Annotated in this window: 14 protein-coding genes; 1 reads left to right on the top strand and 13 read right to left on the bottom strand. The window is 64.3% G+C overall.

Features of this window, described 5'->3' with window-relative positions; genetic code table 11:
- Positions 1 to 5: 5 nt before the first annotated feature.
- The 10 genes from pdeM to AD664_RS14765 all read right to left on the bottom strand — a co-directional run bounded on the left by pdeM (position 6) and on the right by AD664_RS14765 (position 13289).
- Entirely contained in the window at positions 6 to 662 is a 657-nt protein-coding gene (gene pdeM / locus AD664_RS14810) for a ligase-associated DNA damage response endonuclease PdeM (RefSeq protein ID WP_042731526.1), read from the bottom strand.
- Entirely contained in the window at positions 662 to 3148 is a 2487-nt protein-coding gene (locus tag AD664_RS14805) for a ligase-associated DNA damage response DEXH box helicase (protein WP_053147536.1), read from the bottom strand. Before AD664_RS14805 ends, pdeM begins: the two co-directional genes overlap by 1 nt.
- A gap of 200 nt (positions 3149 to 3348) precedes the next feature.
- A complete protein-coding gene (locus AD664_RS14800; protein ID WP_042731524.1) occupies positions 3349 to 4113 on the bottom strand; it encodes an ABC transporter ATP-binding protein in 765 nt (254 codons plus the stop codon).
- A 13-nt stretch (positions 4114 to 4126) separates the two neighbouring features.
- Positions 4127 to 5245 carry a succinylglutamate desuccinylase/aspartoacylase family protein gene (locus tag AD664_RS14795; protein ID WP_053147535.1) on the bottom strand — a complete coding sequence of 373 codons (1119 nt, stop codon included), beginning with the start codon at positions 5243 to 5245 and terminating at the stop codon, positions 4127 to 4129.
- 26 nt (positions 5246 to 5271) lie between these two features.
- Positions 5272 to 5982, bottom strand: a complete 711-nt coding sequence (locus tag AD664_RS14790) for an ABC transporter permease (RefSeq protein WP_042731522.1) — start codon at positions 5980 to 5982, stop codon at positions 5272 to 5274.
- The gene (locus AD664_RS14785) at positions 5979 to 6707 is read right to left on the bottom strand and encodes an ABC transporter permease (protein ID WP_042731521.1); all 729 of its coding nucleotides are present in this window, start codon (positions 6705 to 6707) and stop codon (positions 5979 to 5981) included. The genes AD664_RS14790 and AD664_RS14785 overlap by 4 nt, the downstream gene beginning before the upstream one ends.
- A 58-nt stretch (positions 6708 to 6765) precedes the next feature.
- Complete coding sequence (locus AD664_RS14780) at positions 6766 to 7548, bottom strand: transporter substrate-binding domain-containing protein (protein WP_042731520.1); 783 nt, start codon at positions 7546 to 7548, stop codon at positions 6766 to 6768.
- A gap of 370 nt (positions 7549 to 7918) precedes the next feature.
- The gene (locus AD664_RS14775; protein ID WP_053147534.1) at positions 7919 to 9607 is read right to left on the bottom strand and encodes an ATP-dependent DNA ligase; all 1689 of its coding nucleotides are present in this window, start codon (positions 9605 to 9607) and stop codon (positions 7919 to 7921) included.
- Entirely contained in the window at positions 9604 to 10635 is a 1032-nt protein-coding gene (locus tag AD664_RS14770) for a ligase-associated DNA damage response exonuclease (RefSeq protein WP_053147532.1), read from the bottom strand. The genes AD664_RS14775 and AD664_RS14770 overlap by 4 nt, the downstream gene beginning before the upstream one ends.
- Positions 10636 to 10838: 203 nt before the next feature.
- Entirely contained in the window at positions 10839 to 13289 is a 2451-nt protein-coding gene (locus tag AD664_RS14765) for a penicillin acylase family protein (protein WP_053147531.1), read from the bottom strand.
- 234 nt (positions 13290 to 13523) lie between these two features.
- On the opposite strand from AD664_RS14765, the gene AD664_RS14760 reads away from it, so the two are divergent.
- Positions 13524 to 14081 (top strand): cysteine hydrolase family protein, encoded by a 558-nt coding sequence (locus AD664_RS14760; protein ID WP_053147528.1) that lies wholly within the window; start codon positions 13524 to 13526, stop codon positions 14079 to 14081.
- Between the two features lie 216 nt (positions 14082 to 14297).
- Here the strand turns inward: AD664_RS14760 and AD664_RS14755 are convergent, their stop codons facing one another.
- The 3 genes from AD664_RS14755 to AD664_RS14745 all read right to left on the bottom strand — a co-directional run bounded on the left by AD664_RS14755 (position 14298) and on the right by AD664_RS14745 (position 15542).
- Entirely contained in the window at positions 14298 to 14501 is a 204-nt protein-coding gene (locus tag AD664_RS14755; protein ID WP_003198420.1) for an SEC-C metal-binding domain-containing protein, read from the bottom strand.
- A gap of 5 nt (positions 14502 to 14506) precedes the next feature.
- Positions 14507 to 14992 carry an LEA type 2 family protein gene (locus AD664_RS14750; RefSeq protein WP_042732785.1) on the bottom strand — a complete coding sequence of 162 codons (486 nt, stop codon included), beginning with the start codon at positions 14990 to 14992 and terminating at the stop codon, positions 14507 to 14509.
- A gap of 67 nt (positions 14993 to 15059) precedes the next feature.
- Positions 15060 to 15542: a YchJ family protein gene (locus tag AD664_RS14745; protein ID WP_042732787.1), complete on the bottom strand. Its 483-nt coding sequence runs from the start codon at positions 15540 to 15542 to the stop codon at positions 15060 to 15062.
- Positions 15543 to 15547 lie beyond the last annotated feature (5 nt).

The following is a 15547-nucleotide window of genomic DNA, read 5'->3' as shown; positions in this document are numbered from 1 at the left end:
GCCCGTCAATTGACGGGCCATACTTCGTTATCGCCAATGACGAAAATCCTGCAATCGTTGTCCTGCTCGACCCGATAGCCCCCCGTGAACGCGCCGAAGGCCGGTAGCAGGCTGATGTCGCTGCCCAGCCGGAAGCAGGCCAGGCGCAAGCGTTGCCGGCCCTTGCCCCTCAAGTGATAGACCGGATGCACATGGCCGGCCAGGACGTGTCGGCTGGGATGGGGATCGGGTTCGTGCTGTACGGCGAAAGGGCCCAGCAGCAAAGGCTCCGGCACCACGCGGATGTTCAGCGCGGCGGGCGGGTCGCCGGCCCGCTTGTCATGGTTGCCGCGAATCAGCGTCATCGCCAGGTGCGGATGCTTGCCGCGCCAGTCGGCCAGGGCGTTGAGGGTGCCTGGCGCGTGGGAGCCCGGGCCGTGGAGAAAATCCCCGAGGAAGATCAACTGCCGGCAGGGCAGGCGCGCCAGCAGGTCATCCAGAACCTCGATGTTGCTGGCGGTGGTTCCATGGGGCACCGGCTGGCCGAGGCTGCGGTAGGCGGCGGCCTTGCCGAAATGCACGTCGGCCACCATCAGGGTTTCCTGGGCGGGCCAGTAGACAGCTTTTTCCGGCAGCAGCCAGAGTGCTTCACCGGCCAGGTTGACGGGGTAGGGCGCGGGCATCAGGCGTCACCGCGATCGGCGGTTTTTTCGAGTTCGCTCACCATCCGGCGGATGCGATCGGCGAGTTTTTCCGAGCTCATGCTTTCCCTGAAACGCTCCACCAACAGCGGGAATCCCAGCGGAGTAGGGCGCTTGATGACATGCAGGTCCAGCGTCAAGGCGTTGAGGCGTTCCAAGGTCTGCTCCAGTCGACGGATATCCAATTCTTCACGCAAGACTTCTTCCCCGGCCTGGGCCAGCAGCAGGTTGTCGGCGTCGTATTGCTTGAACACTTGAAAGAACAGGCCACTGGAGGCCTGGACTTGGCGCGTGCTCTTGGGCGCGCCGGGGTAACCGGCGAATACCAGCCCGGCGATGCGGGCAATTTCACGAAAGCGGCGCAAGGCCAGCTCGCCGGCGTTCAGGCTGGCGAGTACGTCGGCCAGCAGGTGATCAGTGCTCAACAGCTCAGGCGTCAGGCACACCGACCAGTCCACCGGCGTGGCACTGAGCAGTTCCAGGCCGTAATCGTTCACGGCAATGGAAAACGTCACCGGCTGTTGCCGGCTCACCCGCCAGGCCAGCAGGCTCGCCAGCCCCAGATGAACCTGGCGGCCGGCGAACGGGTACAGGAACAGGTGCCAGCCTTCCCGGGACTTGAGCGCCTCCGCCAGCAGCGAGCCCTGCGTGGGCAAGCCGGACCAGCGTTGTTGCGTCATTAGCAGCGGCTTCACGGCTTGCATCTCCGGGCCTTCGAAACGGCCTTGGGCCGCTTCGCTCAGGCGGGCCACGACAGCAGCGGCCAGTTCACTGGAAAGCGGCATGCGCCCGCCGTTCCAGCGCGGCACGGCGGCTTTTTTTGCCTGGCTGCGGCGCACATAGGCGGTCATGTCTTCGACCCGGACCAGTTCCAGCAGGCGCCCGGCGAACAGAAAGCCGTCACCGGGCCGCAAGCGGGCGATGAAGCCTTCTTCCACGCTGCCCAGGGTCTTGCCGCCACCACCCTTGCTCCAGAATTTCAATTGCAGGCTGGCATCGCTGACGATGGTGCCGATGCTCATGCGATGGCGCCGGGCCAAGCGGGCGTCGGGGACCCGCCAGATGCCGTGCTCATCCGGTTCGACCCGACGGTAGTCGGGGTAGGCGGTCAACGACAGGCCGCCGTGGCGCACGAAGGCCAGCGCCCAGGCCCATTCGGCCGGGTTCAGGTCGCGATAGGCCCAGGCGCCGCGCACTTCCTCGAACAGCGCTTCGGGCACGAAACCGCCGCCCAGGGCCATGCTGACCAGGTGTTGCACCAGCACGTCCAGGGGTTTGTGGGGCGATTCGCGGGGCTCGATACGCCGTTGGGCCACGGCGTCCTGGGCGGCCGCGGCCTCGATCAACTCCAGGCTGTGGGTCGGCACCAGTGTGACCCGTGAGGTCCGTCCCGGCGCATGGCCGGAGCGTCCGGCCCGTTGCATCAGCCGGGCCACGCCTTTGGCCGAGCCGATCTGCAGCACCCGTTCCACCGGCAGGAAATCCACCCCCAGGTCGAGGCTGGAGGTGCAGACCACGGCCTTGAGCAGACCCTCCTTCAGCGCGCGTTCCACCCAATCCCGGGTGTCGCGGGACAGCGAACTGTGGTGCAGGGCGATCAGCCCGGCCCAGTCGGGCCGGGTGTCAAGGATGGCCTGGTACCAGATTTCCGATTGGGCGCGGGTGTTGGTGAAGACCAGGCAACTGTTACTGGCGTCGATCTCTGCCACCACCTGGGGCAGCATCTTCAGGCCGATATGCCCGGCCCAGGGAAAGCGTTCCAAGGTAGGCGGCAGCAGGGTGTCGACCCGCAGGGCCTTGCTGTCGGCGCCTTGCACGCTGATCCCATCGCCCCGGGGGATCAACACCTGCTCGGCATGTTCCTGATTCCCCAGCGTGGCAGACACGCCCCAGACGATCAGGTCGGGATGCCAGTGGCGCAAGCGGGCCAGCGCCAATTGCAACTGCACGCCACGCTTGTTGCCGATCAACTCGTGCCATTCATCCACCACCACCATGCGCAGCGTCGATGTGGTCGCCTGGGCATCGGCGCGGGCGAGCATCAGCGTCAGGCTCTCGGGCGTGGTGATCAGGGCCGTGGGCAGGCGCCGGCTTTGCCGGGCCCGCTCGCTGGCACCGGTGTCGCCGGTCCGCAGGCCGACGCTCCAGGGCAGTTGCAAATCCACCAACGGCGTTTCGAGAGCCTTGCCCGTGTCGGCGGCCAGGGCGCGCATCGGCGTGATCCACAGCACCGTCAGCGGTTCGGCCGGCGGTTTGCGCTTGCGCGGCTTGTCGAGCGGTGGCGCGGGGCGGGCGAAGCGGTTGAGGGCCGCGAACCAGACGGCGTAGGTCTTGCCGGCACCGGTGCTGGCGTGCAGCAACCCGGACTCCCCTCGCTTGACCGCGGTCCACACCTGTTTCTGAAAGGCGAACGGTTTCCAGCCCCGGGCACTGAACCACTGTCTTGCGAAGTCGTTGGATGTCGCCATGCCTGCCGCGCGCGCCCTGGAAGTCCTGTTTCAAAGACCACGGCAGGGCGCCAAAGGTTTTACGCGAAGCTGATTGTTTAAGCGCGAGGTTCTTGTGGCGAGGGAGCTTGCTCCCGCTGGACGCGCAGCGTCCCTTTGCGGTGTGTCTGTCAGAACCAGCGGGAGCAAGCTCCCTCGCCAAGGGTGATGCGTCGCCAGGCCTATTTCAAATTGCCACTGAGAAACTGCTTGAGCCGTTCGCTCTTGGGGTTGCCCAGCACGTCTTCCGGCGCGCCTTCCTCTTCCACCAGGCCCTGGTGCAGGAACAGCACCTGGTTGGAGACTTTGCGGGCGAAGCTCATTTCGTGGGTCACCATGATCATGGTCCGGCCTTCCTCGGCCAGGCCCTGGATCACCTTCAAAACTTCCCCCACCAGCTCCGGGTCCAGCGCCGAGGTGGGCTCGTCGAACAGCATCACCTCCGGCTCCATCGCCAGGGCGCGGGCGATGGCCACGCGCTGTTGCTGGCCGCCGGAGAGGAACGCCGGGTACTGCTCGGCGACTCGCGCGGGCAGGCCGACCTTGTCCAGGTAGCGACGGGCACGGGCCTCGGCTTCCTGCCGGTCGACCCCCAGCACCCGGCGTGGCGCCATGGTGATGTTCTCCAGCACGGTCATGTGGCTCCACAGGTTGAAGTGCTGGAACACCATGGCCAGGCGCGTGCGGATGCGTTGCAGTTCATCGGCGTCGGCCACGTGCATGCCGTGGCGGTCCTTGATCATTTGGACTGCCTGGCCGTCCAGGCTCATGGCGCCGTCGTTGGGTTGCTCCAGGAAGTTGATGCAGCGCAGGAAGGTACTCTTGCCCGAGCCGCTGGCGCCGATCAGGCTGATGACGTCGCCGGTCTTGGCCTTGAGCGAAACGCCTTTGAGCACCTCGTGTTCGCCGTAGCTTTTGTGCAGGCCTTCGATGGTCAGTTTGTACATGGAACAGGCATCCTCAAGGCGAAAGTAGGTAGCCGCTGCGGTAGGCTTCGGCACCGGCGACATGGGCGATCACCATGCCGGCGGTGGCCATGCGGCGCAGCGAGCGGGCATACATGAGCCCGGCGTTACGGCAATGAACAGGGGTGACGGTGTCGTTGATCGGGTCAATGATTTGCGCGATCAACTGGCCCGCCTCCAGGTATTCGCCAGGCAGGGCGCTGTAGACCAGCAGGCCACCGACGGGCGTTGCCACCGGCTCGACACCGGCCAGCGGCGTGGCGGGATAGGGCAGATCGGGCATGGGCATCGGTTCGCCGTCGATGGCGCCGAAGCGGATCAGGTATTCGATCAGCGCCTGGCAGTCGAGGCTCGCCAACCCATGGTTGACGTCGCCCTGGCCGCGCAATTCCACGGTGACCGAAAAGCTGCCCAGGGGAATCTCGAACCGCTCGCCGAAGCGTTCCTTGAGTTGCCACCAGAGCAGGGTGAAGCACTCGTCGAACGACTGGCCGCCCGAATCGGTGGCCAGCAGGCTGGCCTCGGCGCCGATGTAACGGGCCAGCGGCTCGACCTGCGGCCAGGCTTGCGGGGTGGTGTACAGGTGGGCCACGGCTTCGAAGTCGCAGTGCAGGTCCAGCACCATGTCGGCGTCGCAGGCCAGCCGTTGCAGCGCCAGGCGCAGCGATTGCAACTGCGTGCCGGCGGTCTGCCGGGCGAGGGCATCGCGCAGGCTGGTGCGGATCAGCATCAGGTTGTGCTGCGGATCGTCGGTGAGCAGTTCTTCGATTTCGTTGCCAATCTCTTCGCTCAGGTCGACGAAGCGGCGGTTGAAGTTTTGCCCGCTCTCGGTTTCGTAGCGACCCAGCGGCACGTCCATCAGCACTTGTTCAAGGCCGACGGGGTTGGCGACCGGCACCAGCACGATCTCGTAGCGCAGGTGGCCCGACGCTTCGAGTTCCGCCAGGCGCTGCTTGAGGTGCCAGGCCACCAGCATGCCGGGCAGTTCATCGGCGTGCAGGGACGACTGGATGTAGATTTTGCCGGCGGCTTTTTCCGGGCCGAAGTGAAAGCTGTGGATCTTGCGTGCGGTCCCCGGTACGGGGGCCAGCAGGTCATGGATCTGGTGGCGCATGTGGGTGTATGTCCTGGAGCAGGGCCCTAGTGGGTCGGCCCGAGAAAGGCCAGCCATCGGCGTTCGGCGAGGCGGAAGAGGCCTACCAGTGCGAAGGTGACCGTCAGGTAGATCAGTGCGGCGATCCCGAATGACTGGAATGTCAGGAACGTCGCCGAGTTGGCGTCCCGGGCCACTTTCAGCACGTCAGGAACGGTAGCGGTGAATGCCACGGTCGTCGAGTGCAGCATCAAAATCACTTCGTTGCTGTAGTACGGCAGCGAGCGCCGCAACGCCGACGGCATGATCACGTAGGTGTACAGCTTCCAGCCGGTCAGGCCGTAGGCCTTGGCCGCTTCCACTTCCCCGTGGTTCATGCTGCGAATCGCCCCGGCGAAGATCTCCGTGGTGTAGGCGCAGGTGTTCAGGGCGAAGGCAAGGATCGTGCAATTCATGGCGTCGCGAAAGAAGCTGTCGAGCACGGGCTGGGCGCGTACCGCCGCGATGCTGTAGATGCCGGTGTAGCAAATCAGCAACTGGATGTAGAGCGGCGTGCCCCGGAACAGGTACGTGTAGAACTGCACCGGCCAGCGTATGGACCGCTTGGGCGAAACCCGGGCGATGGACAGCGGGATCGACACCACGAAGCCGATCAGCAGCGAGGCGCTGAGCAACCATAGGGTCATCGCCAGGCCGGTGACGTTGACGCCGTCGCTGTAGAGGAACGGCCGCCAGTATTCCTGCAAGAGTTCGATCATCGCACGGCCTCCCGGGCTCCGGCGGCGTAGCGGCGTTCAAGCCGGCGCAGGATGAAGTTGGAGGCGCTGGTGATCAACAGGTAGATCAATGCCGCCAGTACCAGGAAATAGAACAGTTGGTAGGTGCTCTTGCCGGCATCCTGGGCCGCCTTGACCAGGTCGGCCAGGCCAATGATCGACACCAGGGCGGTGGCCTTGAGCATCACCATCCAGTTATTGCCGATGCCCGGCAGGGCGAAGCGCATCATTTGTGGAAACACCACGAAGCGAAACCGCTGGCCTCGCTTGAGGCCGTACGCGGTGGCGGCTTCGACCTGGCCCCTGGGCACCGCGAGGATCGCGCCGCGAAAGGTCTCGGTGAAGTACGCGCCGTAAATGAAGCCCAGGGTAATCACCCCGGCGCCGAATGGGTTGATCTCGATGTATTCCCATTCCATGAAGTCGGTAAAGGAGGTCAGCCAGGTTTGCAGGCTGTAGAAAATCAGCAGCATCAACACCAGGTCCGGCACGCCGCGAATCAATGTGGTGTAGAGCTGGGCAGGAATTCGCAACAGTTTGACGCTGGACAGCTTGGCACTGGCGCCCAGCAACCCGAGCACGACGCTCAGCAGCAGGGACAGGGCCGCCAGCTTGATGGTCATCCAGGTGCCCTGCATCAGCAGCGGGCCAAAGCCCTGCAGGCTGAAGGCCGAGAGCCCCAGATTTTGTAGGAGTTGTTCGAACATGGAAAATTGCCTTTGGCAGGAAAAAAGCGCCCATCCGGAACCGGATGGGCGCAGCGCATTATTTGCCGCTATACAGATTCAGATCGCCAAAGTGTTTTTTCTGGATTTCAGCGTATTTGCCGTCGTCGTGTAACGCTTTGATACCTTTATCCAAAAGCGCCTTCAGCTCGCTGTTACCTTTCTTGATACCGATGGCGGTCTTGGCCGGCAGCAGTTCGCTGTCCACCGGCTTGCTGATTTCATAGTCGGCGCCTTTAGGCGATTTCAGGAAGCCCAGCTCCGCCTGCAGCATGTCCTGGATGGCAGCATCGAGACGGCCGGAGGTCAGGTCGGCATAGACCTGGTCCTGGTTCTGGTAGGCCTGGGTCTTGACGCCGGCCTTGTCCAGCACGGCTTTGGCATAGGCTTCCTGGATGGTGCCTTGCTCGTAGCCGACGGTCTTGCCTTTGAGCGAGGCCTTGTCCTCGGTCAGGCCCGAGCCTTTCTTGAAGACATAAGCCGTTGGGCCGGAGAACAGTTCGCTGGAGAAGTCGATGACTTTCTCACGGGCCGGGGTCACGGTCATCGAAGAGATGACACCGTCGAATTTATTGGCCTTGAGGCCTGGGATCATGCCGTCGAAATCGCTTTCGACCCATTTGCATTTGACCTTCAGCTCTTCGCAGATGGCATTGCCCAGGTCGATGTCGAAACCGACCAGGCTGCCATCGGCGGCCTTGGATTCAAAGGGAGCGTAGGAAGGGTCGACACCAAAACGCAGCTCCTTGTATTCCTTGGCGGTGGCGACGCCAGCAGCCATGCACAACGCCAGTGCAGAAAGGGTCAGCAGTGTTTTTTTCATTATTCAATCCCTAAAACCAATATGAGCGCCCATGGCGCGTAAGTATTGTTACCGGTGAAGGCGAGAACGGTATGACGGCATAAAGGTAGCAATTTCCGAACCAGAGTGCCGAACAAGTGTTTTAAAAGCTTTGGCAGCGGGAAGCGGAACGCGTTGGTGCGCGGGAGAGATCGTACAACAAAAAGGTGCACTGGGATGGGGCGTCAGTGGCGTTGCGGTGCCCTTGTGGCGAGGGAGCTTGCTCCCGCTGGGGCGCGAAGCGGCCCTGGATGTTCCAGGTTTCTCCCACAGCCTGAGGGCTGCTTCGCCGCCCAGCGGGAGCAAGCTCCCTCGCCACAAGGGGTTATGCACGCCCTCGCTATTGAAGCGCTTACTTCAACAAATCCTGCAGCGTCGCCAGTGTGTCCGCTTCCTCGACAGGCTTGTCCTTGCGCCAGCGCAGCATTCTGGGGAACCGGACCGCGATTCCGCTTTTGTGGCGCTTGGACAGGGCGATGCCTTCGAAGCCCAGCTCGAACACCAGGGTCGGCGTGACGCTGCTCACCGGACCGTATTTTTCCAGGGTGGTCTTGCGCACAATGCTGTCGACCTGGCGCATTTCAGCGTCGGTCAAGCCTGAATAGGCCTTGGCGAACGGCACGAGGGTGCGGTCGCGACTGCCTGGCGGGTTGTCCCAGACCGCGAAGGTGTAGTCGCTGTAGAGGCTGGCGCGTCGACCATGGCCGCGTTGGGCGTAGATCAGCACCGCATCGACACTGAACGGGTCGATCTTCCACTTCCACCACACCCCCATGTCCTTGGTGCGGCCGACGCCGTACAGCGCATCGCGTGCCTTGAGCATCATGCCTTCGACGCCCAGCCGGCGGGATGCTTCCCGCTGCCGGGCAAGGTCGGGCCAATCCTGGCCGGTGACCAGGGGCGAAGGCAGCAGGACCGGGCTATGGGCCCGCGCCAGCAATGCTTCCAGGCGCTGGCGGCGTTCGGCCTGGGGGCGACTGCGCCAGTCCTCGCCCTGCCACTCCAGCAGGTCGTAGGCCATCACCACCACTGGCGCGTCTTCGAGGATTTTCTTGCCCAGGGTCTTGCGGCCGATGCGTTGCTGCAACAGGGCGAACGGTTGCACCGAGGCGGACAGCGGCGCCTGCGGATCGAAGGCATCCTCGGTCAGCGGTTGCGAGGTTTTCCAGACGACGATTTCCCCGTCGATCACCGTGCCATCAGGCAAAGCCTGGGCCAATGAATGCAATTCGGGAAAACGCTCGGTCACCAGTTCTTCGCCCCGGGACCAGACCCACAGATGGCCATCGCGCTTGACCACCTGGGCGCGGATACCGTCCCACTTCCATTCCACTTGCCAGTCACTGGCCGGGCCCAGCAGGGCCTCGAATTGTTCCACCGGCGCGGACAACGCGTGGGCCAGGAAGAACGGATAAGGCTGGCCGCCGCGCTGGGCATGTTCATCGGCGGATTCGGCGGCGATAAGCTTGAGGTAAGCCGCGGCGGTCGGGCGGTGGGCCAGATCGGTGTAGCCCACCAGGCGCTGGGCCACCCGCTTGCTGTCCAGCCCGGCCAAGCCGGCCAGGGCGCGGGTGACCAACAGCTTGGACACGCCGACGCGAAAGCTGCCGGTGATGAGCTTGATGCACAGCATCAGGCTCGGTCGGTCCAGTTGCGCCCACAACGCCGGCAAGTGTTGCGCCAGCACCTCCGGGGTTTCGCCGCGCAATGGCAGCAGTTTGCGTTCGATCCACGAGGCCAGGCCTTCGTCGGAACGGTGGGGCGACTCCGGCATGACCAACGAGATGGTTTCGGCCAGGTCGCCCACGGCCTGGTAGCTTTCTTCGAACAGCCAGGCGGACAACCCCGAGACCTGCACCGCCAACTCCCGCAGGACCTTGACCGGGACCAACTGCCGCGGGCGTCCGCCGGACAGGAAGTACACGGCCCAGGCCGCGTCCTGGGGTGAGGCCTTGGCGAAGTAGTCCTGCATGGCCGCCAGCTTGGCATTGCTGGAGGTGGTGGCGTCCAGGTCGGCATACAGCTCGGCAAAGGCTTTCATGACGCGTCCTCGTCGGCGTCGGCGGTGCTGGCCACGTCTTCCTCGTCGTCGCCGTATTCCGTAGTGAAGCCCTGGGCGTCGAGACCTTGCTCGCGCAGATGACGAACCAGTACGCCCACCGAGCCGTGCGTCACCATGACCCGTTCGGCGCCGGTCTGCTCGATGGCCCAGAGCAGGCCTGGCCAGTCGGCGTGGTCGGAGAGCACGAAGCCGCGGTCGACGCCGCGCCGCCGGCGGGTGCCGCGCAGGCGCATCCAGCCGCTGGCGAAGGCATCGCTGTAGTCGCCAAAACGGCGCATCCAAGTACTGCCGCCGGCCGACGGCGGGGCGATGACCAGCGCCTGGCCCATGAGTGGATCGTTCTTTTTCACGTCGCCGGCATAGAGGGTCGGCGGCAGGTGGACGCCGGCCTCGCGGTAGACGCGGTTCAACGGTTCCACCGCGCCATGGGCGAGGATCGGCCCGAGGCTCGCATCGATGCCGTGGAGAATTCGCTGGGCCTTGCCGAAGGAATAGCAGAACAGCACGCTGGCGCGCCCCGCGGCAATGTTGGCTCGCCACCACTGGTTGATCTCGTCGAAGATCTGCGCCTGGGGCTGCCAGCGATAAATGGGCAGGCCGAAGGTCGACTCGGTGATGAAGGTGTGGCATTTCACCGGTTCGAACGGCGCGCAGGTGCCGTCGGGTTCGACCTTGTAGTCCCCTGAGGCGACCCAGACTTCGCCCCGGTGTTCCAGCCGCACCTGGGCCGACCCCAACACATGGCCGGCGGGATGAAAGCTCAGGGTCACGCCGTGATGCACCAGGCGTTCGCCATAGGGCAGGGTTTGCAGGTTGATGTCCTGGCCCAACCGCGAACGCAGGATGCCTTCGCCGGGGGCCGCGGCCAGGTAGTGCTGGTTGCCGCCGCGGGCGTGGTCGCCATGGGCGTGGGTGATGACCGAGCGTTCCACTGGACGCCAGGGGTCGATGTAGAAATCCCCAGGCGGGCAATACAGTCCTTCAGGGCGAGCAATGACAAGATCCATGCAATCACCGGGGTGATGGGCTTGTCAGGTAGAGGCGAGCGCGGGGTGAGAAGTTCTATCGGGTTTGGCGGCCGGACAGGTTTGCAATGTCATCGTGGCGAGGGAGCTTGCTCCCGCTTGGGCACGCAGTGCCCATAAAATAATGGGGCCGCTGCGCAGCCCAGCGGGAACAAGCTCCCTCGCCACCATGAGGTGCAGTGCCGCTATTTGCCCGGCACCAAGGTCAACCGCGTCTTGCCATACGCCCGGTCGAAGTTCTGCGGTTGCAGCGGCAGGTTCTGGTACTGGCCCTTGATCCACGGGTCGATGCCATTGAGGTAGTTCGGGCTCGCCGGGTTGCCGGATTGACCGGCGCCGTCCTGGACCATCAACGGTTCAGGCTGGCCGAAGTCCACGATCAGCCGCATGGCCGGGGCCACGGTGGTGTTGAAGTCCTGTCCCCAGGCGAACGCCGCGGTGTTGAGCGTGGTGGCATCGCCGCCTGCCGCTACCGGGCCACGTACGACCTGGCCGCTGCTGTTTTTCCAGGCGTAGTTGTGCAACTTGCCCCATTGCCAGGCCTGGTGAGCACCGCCCAGTTGGCTGTCACCGGCGCTGATGGCCGCCGCCAGGCTGCGGGCGAGGATGAGCGCCTTGTCTTCTTTCTGCGGGGTGCGCACGTCATCCCAGAACGGACTGTCCTCGCGCCCCAGCAGATGATCGGCCTGGGCGGCGTAGGACAGTTGACCGCTGGCAATCAGCGCTTTCCACGCCGGGCTGCTGTCCGGGCCCAGTTCGTCGAGGAAGATCTGCTTCATGCTTTCCTGCAGGAACAGCTCATAGATCGCAGCGTCAGCGGACGTCGGGCTGAGGCGGCCATCGAACGCCATCAGGCGAGTGTAGGCTTCGCGGGCCTTGGCCCGGTCGGCCACCGGCAGGGCGTCGATCGCCTGCTTGAGCGGCAGGGCCATGCCGGGGGCTTCGAAGACTTTCTTGAGCTTGGCCGCAAACGGGGTGGTCTGGTCATACTGCATGGCGCTCAGGCTACGGGCGTCTTGCTTGCCCGCGCCGGCCAGCTCGGCCAGGCGCTCGCCACGCTCCGGCGCGGCCCAGGAGTTGGACAACTGCATGCCGTAGCCATGGGGGATGACCCGCTGGTTGGCGGTGCCCAGCCAGCCTTGGGCCGGGTCCTGGTCGTAGGGGTGCAGCATCGGGTCGGCGTAGCCGTCCCAGTCGTAGCGCCCGTCCCAGCCTGGCGACGGCAGCAGGCCTTCACCTTCGCGGCGGTTCGGATAACGCCCGGTGACTTGCCAGCCGATATGGCTGGCGTCGGCGAAGACCAGGTTCGCGGCCATGGCCCGGATTTCCCGGCTGGCATCGGAGGCTTTCTCGGCGCTCTGCGCCCGGGACAGGTCGAAGAACGCGTCCAGGGTCTTGTCGTCGGTGAAGCTCGGCGTCTGCAAGGCCAGGCCAAAGCCATTGGCCAGGGCCGGGCCTTGGGCGCTGTTGAGCAGCGGGCCATGCCGGGTCTCGTAGACGGCTTCACGAATCGATCGCTGGCCTTTGATGAAGTAGGTTTCGTTGCGCACGGTCGCCGGCTGCCATTTGCCGTTGACCTCGTAGGACAGACCATTGCCTTGGCGTCGGATTTTTTCCAGGAACAAGTCCTGGTTGTCCCCCTGCACGCTGCTCATGCTCCAGGCCACCTTGCCGTTGAAACCGGCCAGGATCATCGGAATGCCCGCCACCGACAGCCCGGCTGCCTGGTACTTGGGCGCGCGGATCTGCACAGGGCTCCACAGCGCTGGCACGCCCAACGGCCCATGACTGTCGCTGGCCAGCAGGCTCTTGCCGCTGCGGCTGCGTTGCGGGGCGATGGCCCAGTTGCTCGACGACGCAGCGCCCAGCAGGTTCATCGCGGCCAACTGGTTGCTGGCCTGGCTGATCTCGCCGAGGCCCGGCACCTGGCCATTGAGGCGGATGCCCTGGAGTTTGTCGGCCTCGGCCAGGGGCAACGGCTCGTCCGGGTAGGACGGGCTCAGCCAGGCGAGCTTGTCGTGGCTGACCGTCTGGGCCAGCACCAGGCTGGCGATCTCTTCCGGCAGGTTGGCCGACTGGCTGAAGTTCAGCAGGCAGAACATCAACGCCGAATCTTCCGGCTTCCAGTATTCGGGTTTGTAGCCGGTGGCTGCCAGGTCCGCCGGCAACTTGTCGCGGTAGCGGAACAGGTAGGCGTTGACGCCCCGGGCATAGACTTCGAAGAAGCGCTTGAGCCGCGGCGACGAGGCCTTGTACAGCTCATCGGCGTTTTTCTTCAGGTTGACGGCACGCATGTAGCGGTCGACGTCCAGCCGCTCGGCACCGGACATCTCCGCCAGGCGCCCCTGGGCCAGCAGGCGCAGGGTCACCATCTGGCCGATGCGGTCGCTGGCGTGGACGTAGCCGAGGGAGAACAGCGCGTCGTGGAAGCTGTTGCTCTCGATCAGCGGCATGCCCATGGCATTGCGCCGAATCGAAACATTCTGTGCCAGCCCCTTGAGCGGCTGCACCCCGGAGGTGGGCGGGACAGTGTCCTGGGTGTTCCAGGACTGGCATCCGCTCAAACCGAGCACACTGGCCACTGCGGCGGCAACGCCGAGCCGGGGGATGAAGGAAATAGAGGCTGGCGAGGCCATGGCAAAGCTCCTGCGGGAGGGGGTGTCGTCAATAAAGGCGCTACGTTAGTGAGCAGGAGGGGGCCGCGCAAGCGGGGGCGAGGGTTATTTGTTGATTTGGCGATGAAAGCCCTGCGCGGATGGAACCTTGGTGATTTCAGGGCTGGAGCGGATTGATCTTGTCTGGCGTTGCAGGTAGGAAGGAAGGACGCGCAAGGTGGGAGAGCCCAACTGACCGAGCCAGGGAGACATGGCATGGAACTACGCAACAACGCAGCCTTGATCCTCATCGATCAACAAAAAGGCATCCTCCACCCCAGGCTCGGGCCTCGCAACAACCCCGAGGCTGAGTTGCGCATGCTGAAACTGCTGGGGTTCTGGCGGGCGTCGGCGCGGCCGGTGGTGCACGTTCATCACCTGTCCCGTTCGCCGGACTCGGTGTTCTGGCCGGGGCAATCGGGTGTGGAGGTGCAGCAGCGCTTCGAGCCATTGGCGGGGGAGTGGGTGATCCACAAGGATGTACCGGACGCTTTCTGCGCCACTCACCTGGAGATGGACCTGCGTCGGGCGGGTATCGAGCAACTGGTCATCGTGGGGGTGGCGACGAACAATTCGGTGGAGTCCACGGCGCGCACGGCCGGCAATCTGGGGTTCGACACCTGGGTGGCCGAAGACGCCTGCTTCACTTTCGACAAGCCCGATTATTTCGGCAACCTGCGCTCGGCCGGCGAGGTCCATGGCATGTCCCTGGGCAACCTGCATGGCGAGTATGCGACGGTGGTCAGTGTGCAGCGGATTCTGGACGCAGGCTGACCAAGGGAGGTTGGATGTGCCGGCCTCATCGCGAGCAAGCTCGCTCCCACAGGATTTTGCGGCGATCACCAGATATCGTTTCACTGCAAGATCCCGTGGGAGCGAGCTTGCTCGCGAAGAGGGCAGGCCAGGTTAAACAATGCTGGCTGACCTAGCGCTATCGCGAGCAGCTCGCACACAGGGGGCAACAGACGAAGAAGTTCTTCGCCCGAACCCTCAAGCCCCGTGGCACTTCTTGAACTTCTTGCCATTGCCGCACGGGCACGGGTCGTTGCGACCGACGTCCTTCAGGGCGTTGCGCACCGGCTCCTGGTGAGCGTGGCCGCAGTTCGGGCCGTGGACGTGGCCGTGGTCATGATCGTGATGATGGTCGTGATCGTGGTTGCAATCAGGGCCGTGGACATGGGGTTGCTGGGTCATCGGGGTTACTCCGCAATTAAATCGGCGGCGATTATCACGCCATTGCGTTCCAGGTGCACGTAGTGGGCGATGAATAAGCCGGTTTCCAGCTCGCCCTCCAGGCGGTAGGGGATCTGCTCCCGGGGTTTTTGAAGCAGTTTCACCACGTCTCGTACCTGGGGCCACAGATTGGTGCGGATCGGCACCTTGAAATAGGCACTGTGCCTGGGTGCTACGGTGAACCAGTGCTCATGCTCGCCTTCGGTCAGCAACAGGTCGCCCAAGTGGATGCGATACGTCAGGCCGCGCACGGTCAGGTCGCTGTCGCCGGGATTGTCGACGCGAAAGTGCAAGGTGAACTTCTGCTCCAGCAGCCGCGCCCGCACCACCTCGACCTTGGCCAGGTGCACCTGGGGTTCGGGCGCCTGTTCACCTCGCCAGGACGCACAGCCGCCGAGCCCGATGAACAACAACAGGCAAGTGATGCGTAGCAGGTGCGTTGTCTGGGTCATGTCCGCGCCTCTGGTTTATTCCAGTCTAGCCCGCTGGCGAGAGGGGGCGTGTCGGACGCTCGTGAAATCAGCGGCCGAAGTAGCCCGCACAGCACTTCTTGAACTTATGCCCACTGCCACACGGACAGCTGTCGTTGCGGCCGGCCTTGACCGGCACGGAGGGATCGATGAAGTACCAGCGCCCATCGTTCTGCACGAACGAGGATTGTTCCCGGTGGCTGTGCTCGCCCTGGCCATCGTGCCAGCGCGCGGTGAAGGTGACAAAGGCGTGTTCCGGCTGCCCGCCGAACACTTCGCTGCTTTCCACCTCCAGACCCAGCCAGGTGCTGTTGGCGCTCCAGTCGCTGATGGCCTGGCGGTCGAGACCGTCCTGCTGGGCGGGCAGGGTGGTGCTCACCAGATAGTCCACCAACCCCAGCACGTAGGCGCTGTAGCGCGAGCGCATCAGGGCTTGCGCACAAGGTGCCGGGTGGCCGTCGTGGTAGTGGCCGCAGCAGGCGTCCAGCAAGTTGCCGCTGCCGCAAGGGCAAATGGGTGTGTGTGGGCTCATGTTCA

The sequence above is a fragment of the Pseudomonas sp. P97.38 genome (assembly GCF_001269745.1).
GTDB lineage: Bacteria > Pseudomonadota > Gammaproteobacteria > Pseudomonadales > Pseudomonadaceae > Aquipseudomonas > Aquipseudomonas chlororaphis_E.
Note: the sequence above shows the minus strand (reverse complement) of the source record. Positions and strands in the feature narration are given on the sequence as shown.

Bases quoted from the DNA above. Each gene is read 5' to 3' on its own strand.
- pdeM (WP_042731526.1), bottom strand. From the start codon at position 662: ATGCCCGCGCCCTACCCCGTCAACCTGGCCGGTGAAGCACTCTGGCTG.
- AD664_RS14805 (WP_053147536.1), bottom strand. From the start codon at position 3,148: ATGGCGACATCCAACGACTTCGCAAGACAGTGGTTCAGTGCCCGGGGC.
- AD664_RS14800 (WP_042731524.1), bottom strand. From the start codon at position 4,113: ATGTACAAACTGACCATCGAAGGCCTGCACAAAAGCTACGGCGAACAC.
- AD664_RS14795 (WP_053147535.1), bottom strand. From the start codon at position 5,245: ATGCGCCACCAGATCCATGACCTGCTGGCCCCCGTACCGGGGACCGCA.
- AD664_RS14790 (WP_042731522.1), bottom strand. From the start codon at position 5,982: ATGATCGAACTCTTGCAGGAATACTGGCGGCCGTTCCTCTACAGCGAC.
- AD664_RS14785 (WP_042731521.1), bottom strand. From the start codon at position 6,707: ATGTTCGAACAACTCCTACAAAATCTGGGGCTCTCGGCCTTCAGCCTG.
- AD664_RS14780 (WP_042731520.1), bottom strand. From the start codon at position 7,548: ATGAAAAAAACACTGCTGACCCTTTCTGCACTGGCGTTGTGCATGGCT.
- AD664_RS14775 (WP_053147534.1), bottom strand. From the start codon at position 9,607: ATGAAAGCCTTTGCCGAGCTGTATGCCGACCTGGACGCCACCACCTCC.
- AD664_RS14770 (WP_053147532.1), bottom strand. From the start codon at position 10,635: ATGGATCTTGTCATTGCTCGCCCTGAAGGACTGTATTGCCCGCCTGGG.
- AD664_RS14765 (WP_053147531.1), bottom strand. From the start codon at position 13,289: ATGGCCTCGCCAGCCTCTATTTCCTTCATCCCCCGGCTCGGCGTTGCC.
- AD664_RS14760 (WP_053147528.1), top strand. From the start codon at position 13,524: ATGGAACTACGCAACAACGCAGCCTTGATCCTCATCGATCAACAAAAA.
- AD664_RS14755 (WP_003198420.1), bottom strand. From the start codon at position 14,501: ATGACCCAGCAACCCCATGTCCACGGCCCTGATTGCAACCACGATCAC.
- AD664_RS14750 (WP_042732785.1), bottom strand. From the start codon at position 14,992: ATGACCCAGACAACGCACCTGCTACGCATCACTTGCCTGTTGTTGTTC.
- AD664_RS14745 (WP_042732787.1), bottom strand. From the start codon at position 15,542: ATGAGCCCACACACACCCATTTGCCCTTGCGGCAGCGGCAACTTGCTG.